This is a genomic window from Craurococcus roseus, assembly GCF_039523795.1.
Classification (GTDB): Bacteria; Pseudomonadota; Alphaproteobacteria; order Acetobacterales; family Acetobacteraceae; genus Craurococcus; species Craurococcus roseus.
Genome location: NZ_BAAAFZ010000093.1, coordinates 1 through 11,893, shown reverse-complemented (window position 1 = coordinate 11,893; position 11,893 = coordinate 1). Strand labels below are relative to the sequence as shown.

The following is an 11,893-nucleotide window of genomic DNA, read 5'->3' as shown; positions in this document are numbered from 1 at the left end:
GCCGCCGCCAAGGCCGCCAGCGCGCCGTCGGCCGGCCCCGCCGAACGGAGCAGCGCCGGCAGCGGCGCGGCCGCCGCGCCGGCCTCGGCCGAGAGATCGTCCACCGCCGCGGCGTCCTTGCGGTCCAGCGCGCGCGCCAAGCGCCCGGCGAGCGCCGGCGGCACCCCGCTGGCCGCGTCCAGCAGCGCGGGCGTCATGGTGGGGAGGGTCACGTCCAGCGTCGCGGGCGCCAGGCCGACCGCCGCCAGCGCCTCGGTGGCGACCACGGCCACCTCGGCGTCCGCCGCCGGCGCGTCCGTGCCGATCAGCTCGACCCCGGCCTGCGACACCTGCCGCTCGGGCGCGAGCTGGGTGCCGCGCACCCGCAGCACCTGCCCGGCGTAGCAGAGACGGAGCGGCCGGGCGTCGCCGGCCAAGCGGGTGCCGGCGATGCGCGCCACCTGCGGCGTGGTGTCCGCGCGGAGGCCCATCATGCGCTGGCTCACCGGGTCCATCAGCCGGAAGGTCTGTTCCGCGACTGCTACGCCGGAGCCGGCGAGCAGCGTTTCCTCGAACTCCAGCAGCGGCGGCTTCACCCGCTCGTACCCGTGCGCCGCGAAGGCCGCCATGATCGCCTCGACGAGCAGGGCCTCGCGCTCCGCGTCCGGCGGCAGGAGGTCCGCCAGCCCGGATGGCAGCAAGGCTGGGGATGTGGGCTGGTCGTCCGTCATGTCGCTCGCGGTTCCGCCGCGACGGCTGTGTGGCAGCCGCGGGAAGGGGCCGCAAGGCCGTGCGGCACCACCGGGCGTATCCGAACCATCATGGTCCGGCGGGGAACCGAAGTGGGCGAGGGCGATTAGCTCCCGTGAGTTGTTGCGCCGCAACAAGATGCCAGGTCATCCACTTCCCGGGAGCAGGTGTTTGAGCAATTCCGAAACGGTTGGCGGTTTCGGCCGCCCGCGGCCGTTGGCGGCAGGGGGGCGGGGCCTTTCCCCGCAGGGGCAGCTCCTGCTGGCGGCGGCGGTGTTCTTGGCGTGCCTCGCGCCGGCGGCCATCAACGGCTTCCCGGTCGTGTTCCCCGACACGGAAGGCTACGTCGTCGCCGCCGACGTGTTCCGCCCGCAGTTCATCCGCGCTTTCGGGTACGGCGCGTTCGTCGGTGCCACCGGCGGCGTCTGGTCGCTCTGGCTGACCGTGGCCGCGCAAGCCGCGCTGACCGCTTGGCTGGTGGCCCGCGCGGTCGCGTTGGACAGCGCGCGTTGGCCGCAGGCTTGGCACGCGCCGGTCGCGCTCGCCCTGCTCGCGGTGGTGCTGCTCAGCCACGCGCCCTGGCTCGCGGCCTGGGTGCAACCGGATCTCTTCTCCGGGCTGATGCTGCTTTCGTTGCTCCTCCTCGTCGAGCACCACGACGCCCTCGGGCGCGTGGAGCGGGTGTTGCTGTTCGCCCTGCTCGTCGGCTGCGCCACCGTCCATCTGACGCACCCGCCTCTGCTCGCGGGCCTGGGCCTGTTCGCGCTCGGCGCCTGGGCCGTCGCGTGGCTGGCCCGGAGCGGGCCGACCGTGGTGCGGCGCGTCCGCCGCACGGCGGCCTTGACGCTCGTCGCGGCAGCGCTCGGGTGGGGGGCGCTCGGCGCGGCCAACTACATCACCTATCGCAGCTTCAGCGCTTCGCTCGGCGGTTCCGTGTTCCTGTTCGCCCGGCTGGCCGCGGACGGCGACGCCGCGACGGCGTTGCGCCCCGGGTGCGAGGCCGGCAAGCCTTGGGCCGCGTGCGGCTTCCTCGACCGCTTCAACCTCACGGCGGACGAGTTCCTGTGGCGCGGCTGGTCGCCCTTGACCGAGATGGGCGACGCCCCAAGCTTCATGCGCGAGGCGGCGGAGATCAACCCCGTGTTGATCCGGTCGATCTGGCCGCAGTGGCTCGCCGCGAGCGCCCGCCGTACCGTGCAACAACTCGGCAGCTTCGAGCTCGGGGACGGCATGGACGACGAAGGCCCCTGGATGCTGGGCGGCGTCCTCCCCGACATCGGGCTGGCGCGCGTCACGGACGCGGCGGCCGCGACCCGGCAGGCGACCGACGACCTCCGACCGCTGATGCCGCGCCACGCCGCCGAGGCCCTTGCGCTGGCGGGGCTGCTCGCGCTCGCCGGCATCCTGGTGTTCGGCGCCGTGAGGCGCCGGCCGGAGCTGTGGTGGCCGGCGCTGGTGTTCCTCGCCGTCTACCTCGGCAACGCCGCGCTGATCGCCTTGGGCGGCGAGGTGCATGACCGGTACGGCGCGCGCCTGGTGTGGTTGGCGCCGTTGCTCGCGGGGCTGCTGGCGCTGCGCGCGGCCCACCCGCCGTCCGCCTGGGCCTGAACGCTCCGGGCGCCTCGGGGCCCGCGTCAGGGGAGCGCCACCCGGCGGCGCCTCGGCCGCCACGCCCGCCGATGCAACCGCGGAACTTGCCGCACGGTCACGGCGTTCGCGGGCCCGGCCATGCTGCTTTCCGGAATTATCACCTTTCATGCTTGAGCGCCGTTTGCTCGCCGCCGTGGCGGTGCCGGCGCGAGACGAGGCGGACAGCCTCCGATCCTGCCTGGAGGCGCTCGCGCGGCAACTGGGCGGGCATGGGTGGGCTATCGAGCCGTCCGCCTTCGCCGTGCTGGTCTTCGCCAACAACTGCACCGACGCCACGGCGCGGGTCGCGCGCGAGTTCGCGGCCGGGTCGCCGGTTCGGGTCGCCGTGCTTCAAGCGGCGTTGCCGCCGGAGCGGTCGCACGCGGGCGGCGCGCGCCGCGGCGCCATGGACGCGGCCGCGGCGTTGCTGGAGGACCGACCGGGCGCGGCCCTCCTGAGCACGGACGCGGACGGCCGGGTGGCGCCGGATTGGCTCGCCGCCAACCTCGCGGCGCTGGCGGCGGGCGCGGACGCGGTCGCCGGCGCCATCGGGTTCGACGCTGCGGAACTGGCCGCGCTGCCGCCCGCGTTGCGTGCCCGCGAAGAGCGCGAAGCCGCGTACGCTGCCCTGCTGGACAGGATGGCGTGGCTCATCGACCCCGATCCGCACGACCCTTGGCCCCGCCACGGCATCCACTCCGGCGCATCCATGGCGCTCACGCTCGACGCCTACCGGCGCATCGGCGGGCTGCCCGCGGTGCCCGTCGGCGAGGACCGGGCCTTGTTCGACGCGGTGCGCCGGGCCGGGATGCGGGTGCGCCACTGCCCCGAGGCGCGGGTCACGGTGTCCTGCCGACTGGTCGGGCGCGCGCCGGGCGGCATGGCCGACACGCTGCTGCGTCGCGACCTCGACGCCGCCGCGCCGACCGACACCCGGTTGGAGCCGGCGGCCGACGCGTTCTGGCGCTTCCGCTGCCGCCGGGTGTTCCGGCGCGCGCAATCCGGCGCCGGGCGGCCCGGCGACGTGCTCCGGCTGTCCTTCGCCCTGCGCCTGCCGACCGAGGCGGTGGCGCGCGCGGCGCGGGAGCCGCGGTTTTGGCAGGCGTGGCACGCCCTGGAGGGCGCCTCGCCCGCCCTGGCGCGCCGCGTCGTGCCCGCCCCGGCGCTGGCCCGCGAGGCCCGGATCGCCAAGCTGGTCCTGGCCGCCATCGGCGCCGCTCCCGCGGCTTCTAAGGTCGCGCCGCCGCGCCGCGGCCCGCCGCGCCCACCCGCCGCAGCAGATCGAGGCGGTAGCGCCCGGACCGTTCCTGCCGGGTGACGGCGGCGAAGCCGGACGCGGTGGCGATGAACGCCTCAGTCGCCTCGTCGCCCGACAAGGGGTAGTCGGTTTCGCCCGTCCAATGCACCAGCAGGCAATCGCCGTCGGGCGCCAGCGACGCTTCCACGCGGCCGGCGAGGCGCGCGACGTCCGCCCGGTCGAGATAATAGACCACTTCCGAGAGCAGGATCAGGTCGAAGGCGGCGCCGGTGTCGTGTTCCGGCCACTCGTCGGGCACGCGCAGCCGGGCGAAGGCCGCGTTCGGCCGGTCGGCGCAGGTGGCGCGCGCGGCGGCGAGCGCCTTCTCCGCCGCGTCCACCGCGAGCAGCGCGTCGCAGCGCAGCGCCAAGTCGCGCGTCAGCACGCCTATGGAGCAGCCGACCTCCAGCGCCCGGCGGTGGCGCTGCCGGGGGAGGGCGGCGAGGGTGGCGTCGTACTTGGCGCGCTCGTAGGCGCTGCATTGGAAGCGCCAAGGGTCGGGGTCGCGCTCGTAGATCGCGTCGAAGTAGGATGCGGGCAGGGACGCCGCGGGGCGCTGCGGCTGGCCGGTCATGCGGCGGGGTTCTCCTCCAGGAACAGCTCGAACGGCCGGAAGGCGAGGGCGAGGGCTTCGGGCGGCAGGCGGAAACCGCCGGGGTCGTCGGCGATCAGGCCGGTGGTTTGCGAGCGATGGGCCGCGACCGCTTTGCGCTTTTCGGACAAATGGCGGTCCATGGCCAAGCGGACGCCGCGGAGCGGTTCGGACAAAAGCGGCTCCGGGGGCGTCGGGAAGCCGGGGATGGGGTGGGCGAAGGCCCAGCCCCAGACCGGATAGGTGTAAAGCTTCGGCCGCGAGGGCAGGGCACGCGCCAGGGCGCCGCCGATGGCGCGGGCGGCCTTGTGGTCGGTGTGCGGGTCGTGGCCCCAGGTGGTGAAGACGGCGGCGGCCGGGTGGCCGTCCCGTTCGGCGAGGCGCAGGAGGTGGTTGACGGCGGCGTCGAAGACGGGGCCGTTCGACGGCAGGGCGGCGTCAGGCAGGCCGAGGAAGTCGAGGTCGCGCGACGGGTCGAGGCCCAGTTCCGCCACCGCGGCCCGCGTCTCCTCTTCGCGCAGCGCCGCGAGGCGCGGCCGGGGGAAGCCGGGCGAGTTGGGGTGCGATGCGCCGCCATCGGACAAAACCACCACCCGGACCGGGCGGCCGCGGGCGACGCATTCGGCGATGAGGCCGCCGCAGCCGATGCTCTCGTCGTCCGGGTGCGGGGACAGAATGAGGAAGCCGCCGGGGCCGGATGCCAGGGCGTCGAGGGACGCTGCGGCGGGCCAGCCTTCCGCGGCGCGGAGGGCCTCGCCCGCGCCGAGGAACGGCGGCGCCCGCCCTTCTTCCCCGTCTTCCACTCGGCTCGCCACCTTACTTCCTTACCATCTTACTTCCTTACCGGCTCTCGCCCGGCGCCCCCGGCCGCCTGCCGGCTGCCAGCGGCGGGACTGTGCCGTTTTTGTTCCTTAAATGCCAGCGTTTCGGCCACGTTGGCGTCTCAACCCCAGAGGTCGCCGGGCTCCTGCGGCGCGGACAGCACGAAGGCGGCGGCCTCGGAAAGGACGCGGTCGGGGGCGGGTTGGCGGAGGTAGGTGGCAAGGTCGCGGACCAGGCGCTCCAGGGGGCTCGGGCGCATGAACGCTTGGAGGCCGACGGAGCGCTGGGCGAGTTCCAGCACGTCCAGCGCCGCGCGTTCCACCGCGAGCCGGGCCAGGCCGACATGGGCGACGGCCTCGACGCCTGCGCCGGGAGCCTCGGCCTTGGCCGCGGCGGCCTCCACCCAGAGGCGGGCGGTCTCGGCCGCCATCGCGGCTTGGCCCAGCCGGGCGGCTTGGTGCGGGTCGGCGCCGCGGCCGGTGCGGCGGAGGTGGTCGCGCAACGCGCCGAGCACGGCTTCGACCCCGCCGCAGTGGACGGCGGCGAAGCGCCACGCGCCGGCGGAGAAGTCGGGCTGGGCGAGGTAGTCACCGGGTTGGCCGACCAGCTCCCCTGGCCCGACGCGGAGGCCGGTGAAGTCCACGGCGCCGGTGGCGGAGGCGCGCATCCCCTGGGCCGTCCAGCCGGACAGGTCGGCGCGGGCATGCCGTTCGAGGGGGACCAGCGCCATGCGGGTCGGGGCGTCGGCGGGCGCCCCGGCGTCGCGGGCGGTGACGAGGGCGCGCTCCACCCAGCCGGCGCCGGAGCAGAGCACCTTGCGGCCTTTGAGGACGCCGTTTTCCAAGGTCAGGGGCGGTCCGCCGCCGGGCGGGTCGGTGTTCCAGACGCCGAACAGGCGCCCGGCGCGGAGGTCGCGCGCCGCCGCTTCCGCCTGGGCGGCGTTCCCGCGCCGGAGCACCAGCTTCGCGGCGTTGACGTGGCCCTCGAAGATGCGGCCGAGGGGCAGGCTGGCGCGGCCGACGAGGCGCAGCGCCGCGCAAAGCGGCGCGGCGCCGGCCGGTGCGGTGCCCCAGCCTTGGCCGCCTTCGGCCTCCGGCAAGGGAGTCCGGAGCAACCCTTCGGTCGCCAGGGCCGCGATGTCCTCTCCCGGGAACGCCCCGTCCACGTCCAACGCCGCAGCGCGGGCGGCGATGGCCGGAAGCAGGGAGCGCAGCCGATCGAGGGCGGGGGCTTCCTCCATCGCCGGAGGAGCGGGGCGGCGCAGGGCGGGGGGCATGCAGGTTCCGTCGGCGAAAGGTTCCGGCGGCTACAGCGCCGCGCCTGCTTCAAGGTTGCCGGTGGCGGCGGCGGTCAGGCGCCGGGGTCGCGGGCGGCGGAGTCGCCCTTGGCGGCACTGGCGGGCATCATCAGCTTGACCTTGCCGTCCTGGATCGTCGCCACCGCGCCGAGGGGGAGGTAGTGGTGCTCGCCGCTGCCGGTCGGGTCGTCCTTCTTGGTCAGCTTGATCCGGTTGCCTTCCACCTTGTCGACGGTGCCTACGTGCTCGCCGTCATCGCCGATGACTTCCATGTGCTCGGCGATCTTGGACGCGATGTCGTCGCTCATGCTTCGTCTCCCTTCGGCGTGCCCCGATGGCCCGCGCGCGCGGGCCACAGAACGGGCGCGACGGCCGCAGGATGCGGGCGGGCACGAGGGAATGTGGTGGCCGCGCTCAGCGGGCGAAGAGGTGTGCGGTCAGCAAAAGGCCGAGGAGCGAAAGACCCATCGAGATGCCCGGCCAGAAGGGGCGGGCGCCGGCGCCGACCACCAGGGCGTTGGCCGCGAGCGAACCGGCGAGGGCCGCGAGCGGCTGCGTCCAGTGCAGCTTCCACGCGCCCCAGGCCAGCAGGACCAGCCAGAAGGCGAAGGCGGTGCGGCCCAGGATGCGGAAGCCCCGGTCCGCCGCGTCCGCCGCCGGCCGCAAGGCGGAGGTGGCGCAGCGCGCTTCGATCACCGCGGCGACCGAGAGGAGGACGGCGGTGATGAAGTAAAGGCTCACGGAAATCGCCCGCAGCCGGCCGCCGCCCCTGCCGGCGGCATCGTTCCGGCCTGCCCCGCCGCCCTCATTGCGCCTTCCCTCCGACCGCTCGTCACGGTGATAGAACGGCGGAGCCGGCGTGGGAACTCCGACCGCCAGGGGTCGCGCGATCGGGAGGCGGCACCTACCTTGGGCGTAGAACACACGCACGAGGCGTCCACCGCATGCCTGATACCGCCATCACGGACCCGACCACGCTCAAGTTCGGCATCGGCCAGCCCGTGCCGCGGCAGGAAGACCCGGCGCTGTTGCAGGGCCGGGGCCGCTACACGGACGACATCGACCTGCCGGGCCAGCTCTACTGCGTGGTGGTGCGCAGCCCCTACGCGCACGGGACCATCCGCGGCATCGACACTTCGGCGGCGCTGGAGGTGCCGGGCGTGCTCGGCGTGTGGACCGGCGCCGACCTCCAGGCCGCCGGCTTCGGCACCATGTCCTGCGTGCTGCCGCTGAAGAACCGGGACGGTTCGCCGATCCGGAACATCCAACGGCCGTCGCTCGCCATCGACAGGGTGCGGTTCGTGGGCGACCCGGTGGCCTTCGTGGTGGCCGAGACCCGCGCGGCGGCGCGCGACGGCGCCGAGGCGGTGCTCCTCGACGTGGACACGCTCCCCGCCGTCACCGAGGCGTCGGCGGCGGCCGCGCCCGACGCGCCGCGGCTCTACGACGACATCCCCGGCAACGAGGTGCTGGACTTCCACTACGGCGACGCCGCCAAGGTGGAGGAAGCGTTCGGGCGCGCGGCGCACGTCACGCGCATGTCCATCCGCAACAACCGCGTGGTGGTCTGCGCCATGGAGCCGCGCAGCGCCATCGGCGAGTACGACCCCGCCTCTGACCGCTGGACCCTGCACGTCGGCAGCCAGGGCGTGTTCGGCCTGCGCGGGCAGATGGCCAAGGACATCCTGAAGGTGCCGGCCGAGAAGTTCCGGGTGCTGACCGGCAACGTCGGCGGCTCCTTCGGCATGAAGGCGCACGCCTATCCCGAATACACCTGCCTCTTGCACGCGGCGAAGGTTCTGGGGCGGCCGGTGAAGTGGACGGACGACCGCTCCGGCTCCTTCGTCTCCGACCAGCACGGCCGCGACCACGAGGTGGAGGCGGAGCTGGCGCTGGACGCCGAAGGGCGGGCGCTGGCGGTGCGGCTCACCTCCTTCTCCAACCTGGGCGCCTACATCGCCGCCGTCGGGCCGCTGATGGCCACGGGCAACTACGTCAAGAACGTCCAGAGCAACTACGCGACGCCGCTGATCGAGGTGAGCACGCGCTGCATGGTGACGAACACCACCCCGGTCTCCGCCTACCGCGGCGCCGGGCGGCCGGAGGGCAACTACTACTTCGAGCGGCTCCTGGAGCAGGCGGCGCGCGAGACCGGGCGCGACCCGGTCGAGCTGCGCCGGATCAACCACATCAAGCCGGAGCAGATGCCCTTCAAGGCGCCGTCCGGCAGCACATACGACAGCGGCGATTTCGGGGGGGTGCTGGAGCAGGCGCTGCGCGCGGCGGACTGGGACGGCTTCCCGACGCGCAAGGCGGAGAGCGCGGCGCGCGGCAGGCTGCGGGGCAGGGGCCTCGGCAACTTCCTCGAATGCACCGCGCCGCCCTCCAAGGAGCAGGGCGAGATCCGCTTCGAAGCCGACGGCACCGTCACCGTCGTCACCGGCACGCTCGACTACGGCCAGGGCCACTGGACGCCCTTCGCGCAGGTGTTGCACGAGAAGCTCGGCGTGCCGTTCGGCGCCATCCGGCTGGTGCAGGGCGACAGCGACCGGCTGGTTGCGGGCGGCGGGACGGGCGGCTCCAAGTCGCTGATGGCGTCGGGCAGCGCCATCGCGGAGGCCGCCGCCAAGGTGATCGAGAAGGGGCGGCTCGCGGCGGCGCACACGCTGGAAGCGTCGCCCGGCGACATCGAGTTCGAGCGCGGCGCCGAGGGAAACGGCCGCTTCGTCATCGCCGGCACCGACCGCGCCATCGGCATCATGGAATTGGCGGAGCGCGTCCGCACCGCGAACGACCCGCCGCCGGACATGCCGGAGAGCCTCGACGTGAAGCACGTGTTCGAGGAGGCGCCGATGGCCTACCCGAACGGCTGCCACGTCTGCGAGGTGGAGGTGGAGCCGGAGACCGGGCACGTGGAGGTGGTGCGCTACGTGTCGGTGAACGACTTCGGGACGATCGTGAACCCCTTGCTGGTCGAGGGGCAGGCGCACGGCGGCATCGCGCAGGGCATCGGGCAAGCGCTGTACGAGAGCGTCGCCTACAGCGAGGAGGGGCAGTTGCTCAGCGGCTCCTACCAGGACTATTGCCTGCCGCGCGCGGGCGACCTGCCGGACATCGGCTTCCTGTCGCGCCCCTCGCCTTGCGAAACGAACCTGCTCGGCGTCAAAGGCTGCGGCGAAGCGGGGTGCGCAGGGTCCTTGCCGGCGGTGATGAACGCGCTCGTGGACGCGCTGTCCGAGCGGGGCGTGACGCACATCGACATGCCGGCCACGCCGGAGCGCGTTTGGCGCGCGTTGCAGGGCGCGAGCGCGGCGTGACCTGGATGGGCCGCTCGTCCAAAGCGATGGGAATCGATCTGACAAAAAAGTGAGTTCGGCGGTATCTTCCCTCTACGCCCTTGTCCGAACGGCATCGGTGATCTCAAAGTCGTGAGCATAGGCTTTTTTGCGGATGTCGCGGGAGGCCGCCGCGGTCGGCGGCGGCCGGTGGCACGGCCGCGTGAGGGGGATGCCAGGATGACCAAACTCGCGGGACGCCGCATTCTGATCGTCGAGGACGAGGCGCTGGTCGCCATGCTGGTGGAGGACGCGTTGCTGGACGCGGGCGCGGAGGTGATCGGCCCCGTGGCGACGGTCGCCGAGGCTGTGGCGCTTCTGGAGACGTCGGCGCCGGACGCGGCGGTGCTGGACCTCAACCTCGCCGGCGAGACATCGACGCCGGTGGCCGACGTGCTCGCCAGGCGCGGCGTGCCCTTCGTGGTTGCGACCGGTTACGGCGCGGAAGGGCTGCCGGCGGGGCACGCGTCCGTGCCCGTGCTGGCGAAGCCCTACGACCCGGACGAACTGACGAACACGCTCGCGCGCATCTGCCGGTAGCGCGGACCGCGTTCGGCCGTCTCCGGCCAGGGCGCGGGGACGCGCGTCGGCGTCGGGCGCCGGGGACACGCCGGCCGACCGCGTTCGGCTGGGTGCAGCGCTCGGCGCGCGGTCCCGTGTGAACAACGCCGGTCTCGCGCACAGGTGAAGCGAGCGGATACACACCTTACGCTATTTCGCGCGTCTCGCGCGGGGTAACGGTCTCGGGGGATCTCATGGTTTTGAAGCCCGGCAAGAAGCCGAGGTCGGCCGCGCGCGCCGCGACGATGGACGCTCCGGCTCTCGCGAAGGTGGCCGAGGCGCCGCCCAAGCGCGCCACGGCGCCCGCGGGCGCGGCCGCCGCGAAGGGGGTCGAGACCCCGGCTCGGCGCGGGCCTCCGGCGCCGCCTTGCCCCCGGCTTTACTACCTGCACCCCGCGATGGTCGGCCCCCTGCCGGCTTGGGACGCGGCGTTCGCGCACGCGGCGGGGTTGGGCTTCGACGGCGCGCTGCTGGCGCCGATCGGGACTCCGGGGGAAGGCGGACACCTGTTCCGGATCGGCGATCCCGACCGGCCGCACCCCGCGCTGGAAGCCCTGGGGGACATGGCGTCGGCGCTCGCGGCGCTTGCCGAGAAGGCGGGCCGCGCCGGCCTGGCGCTCCACCTCGACCTGGTGCTCGACCGCGCGGCGAGCGGCGGCCGGCTGGTGGCGGAGCACCCGGATTGGTTCGCGGCGCCCCCGGCCGACGCGCCGCCGGACCCGCGTCAGGCGCCGGCGGAGCAGGGCATCCGGCCGGCGCGGTGGTTCGATGAGCGCGTCGGGACCGCGCTGGCCGATTGGTGGGAAGAGCGGCTGCGCGCTTGGGCGGCTGCGGGCGTAGCCGGCTTCCGCTGCGACGCGCCGGCGCGCGTGCCGGCCGCGGTGTGGAAGCGCTTCACCGGCGCTTTGCCGGGGTGCCGCTTCATGGCGTGGACCGCGGGCCTCGCGGCGCGCGACCTGGAAACCCTGGCCGGGGCGGGCTTCGCCGCCACCTTCAACAGCCTCGCTTGGTGGGACGGCCGCGAGGGCTGGTTCGCGGAGGAAGCGTTCCGCTTGGCCGCGGTGGCGCCGGCGATCGGCACCGTCGAGGTCCCGTTCGGCCCGCGCCTCGCGTCCGGCGAGGACGACGCGGCGACGGCCGGACGGGCGGCCCGACAGCGGCTGCGCTTCGCCGCGGGCACCGGCGCGGGCCTGCTGGTGCCGATGGGCTTCGAGCACGGCGCGCACCGTCCGCTGGACGCGGCGCGCGCCCGGCCGGATGACTGGCACCACCTGCGCGCCAACCCCGTGTTCGACATTTCCGAGGAGGTGCGGGCGGCGAACGCGCGGCTGGCGGCCGAGCCGGCGCGGGCGGTCGAGCTGCGGCCGCTGTCCGGCCCCGGCGCGCCGGTGACGGCCTTGCTGCGCGCCGACGCGGCCGATGCGCGGCAGGCAAAGGGCGCGGTGCTCGTGCTGGGCAACCCCGACGGGCGCCGCGCCGCCTCCGTCCGCATGGAGAACCTGCTGGCCGGCGCGGCGGGCTTCGCGCGGTTCCGCCCGGTGCTGCCGGAAGGGGGCGAGGCGCTGGCGCCCGGAAACGAAGCGCGGCTCGAACCCGGCGAGGTGCGGTTGTTCGAGGCCGATGCGCCGCGG

Annotated in this window: 10 protein-coding genes and 1 pseudogene; 5 read left to right on the top strand and 6 right to left on the bottom strand. The window is 74.4% G+C overall.

Going from position 1 to position 11,893, the window contains the following annotated elements:
- A partial coding sequence (locus tag ABD067_RS23690; RefSeq protein WP_343897886.1) for an ATP phosphoribosyltransferase regulatory subunit occupies positions 1–710 on the bottom strand: 710 nt, incomplete at its 3' end.
- Positions 711–900: 190 nt separating this feature from the next.
- Here ABD067_RS23690 and ABD067_RS23685 point away from each other — a divergent pair.
- The gene (locus ABD067_RS23685) at positions 901–2,337 is read left to right on the top strand and encodes a hypothetical protein (protein WP_343897885.1); all 1,437 of its coding nucleotides are present in this window, start codon (positions 901–903) and stop codon (positions 2,335–2,337) included.
- A gap of 148 nt (positions 2,338–2,485) precedes the next feature.
- Entirely contained in the window at positions 2,486–3,676 is a 1,191-nt protein-coding gene (locus ABD067_RS23680) for a glycosyltransferase (RefSeq protein ID WP_343897884.1), read from the top strand.
- On the opposite strand, the gene ABD067_RS23675 is transcribed toward ABD067_RS23680, so the two are convergent.
- The 5 genes from ABD067_RS23675 to ABD067_RS23655 form a co-directional block, all read right to left on the bottom strand.
- Positions 3,588–4,229 (bottom strand): SAM-dependent methyltransferase, encoded by a 642-nt coding sequence (locus ABD067_RS23675; protein ID WP_343897883.1) that lies wholly within the window; start codon positions 4,227–4,229, stop codon positions 3,588–3,590. The two genes, ABD067_RS23680 and ABD067_RS23675, sit on opposite strands and share 89 nt — an antisense overlap.
- Positions 4,226–5,050 carry a PIG-L deacetylase family protein gene (locus tag ABD067_RS23670; RefSeq protein ID WP_343897882.1) on the bottom strand — a complete coding sequence of 275 codons (825 nt, stop codon included), beginning with the start codon at positions 5,048–5,050 and terminating at the stop codon, positions 4,226–4,228. Before ABD067_RS23670 ends, ABD067_RS23675 begins: the two co-directional genes overlap by 4 nt.
- A gap of 140 nt (positions 5,051–5,190) precedes the next feature.
- Complete coding sequence (locus tag ABD067_RS23665; RefSeq protein ID WP_343897881.1) at positions 5,191–6,345, bottom strand: acyl-CoA dehydrogenase family protein; 1,155 nt, start codon at positions 6,343–6,345, stop codon at positions 5,191–5,193.
- 74 nt (positions 6,346–6,419) lie between these two features.
- On the bottom strand, positions 6,420–6,674 hold the full coding sequence (locus ABD067_RS23660) for a DUF2171 domain-containing protein (protein ID WP_343897879.1): 255 nt from the start codon (positions 6,672–6,674) through the stop codon (positions 6,420–6,422).
- Between the two features lie 106 nt (positions 6,675–6,780).
- Positions 6,781–7,107, bottom strand: a complete 327-nt coding sequence (locus tag ABD067_RS23655) for a hypothetical protein (protein ID WP_343897878.1) — start codon at positions 7,105–7,107, stop codon at positions 6,781–6,783.
- A gap of 203 nt (positions 7,108–7,310) precedes the next feature.
- On the opposite strand from ABD067_RS23655, the gene ABD067_RS23650 reads away from it, so the two are divergent.
- The 3 genes and pseudogenes from ABD067_RS23650 to ABD067_RS23640 all read left to right on the top strand — a co-directional run.
- The gene (locus ABD067_RS23650) at positions 7,311–9,683 is read left to right on the top strand and encodes a xanthine dehydrogenase family protein molybdopterin-binding subunit (RefSeq protein ID WP_343897877.1); all 2,373 of its coding nucleotides are present in this window, start codon (positions 7,311–7,313) and stop codon (positions 9,681–9,683) included.
- A gap of 198 nt (positions 9,684–9,881) precedes the next feature.
- Positions 9,882–10,241, top strand: coding sequence for a response regulator (locus ABD067_RS23645; protein WP_343897876.1), 360 nt, complete (start codon positions 9,882–9,884; stop codon positions 10,239–10,241).
- Positions 10,242–10,660: 419 nt separating this feature from the next.
- Positions 10,661–11,893 (top strand): annotated as a pseudogene (locus tag ABD067_RS23640) (DUF3416 domain-containing protein); the annotation flags it as partial.

Bases quoted from the DNA above. Each gene is read 5' to 3' on its own strand.
- ABD067_RS23680 (WP_343897884.1), top strand. From the start codon at position 2,486: ATGCTTGAGCGCCGTTTGCTCGCCGCCGTGGCGGTGCCGGCGCGAGAC.
- ABD067_RS23675 (WP_343897883.1), bottom strand. From the start codon at position 4,229: ATGACCGGCCAGCCGCAGCGCCCCGCGGCGTCCCTGCCCGCATCCTAC.
- ABD067_RS23665 (WP_343897881.1), bottom strand. From the start codon at position 6,345: ATGCCCCCCGCCCTGCGCCGCCCCGCTCCTCCGGCGATGGAGGAAGCC.
- ABD067_RS23660 (WP_343897879.1), bottom strand. From the start codon at position 6,674: ATGAGCGACGACATCGCGTCCAAGATCGCCGAGCACATGGAAGTCATC.
- ABD067_RS23650 (WP_343897877.1), top strand. From the start codon at position 7,311: ATGCCTGATACCGCCATCACGGACCCGACCACGCTCAAGTTCGGCATC.
- ABD067_RS23645 (WP_343897876.1), top strand. From the start codon at position 9,882: ATGACCAAACTCGCGGGACGCCGCATTCTGATCGTCGAGGACGAGGCG.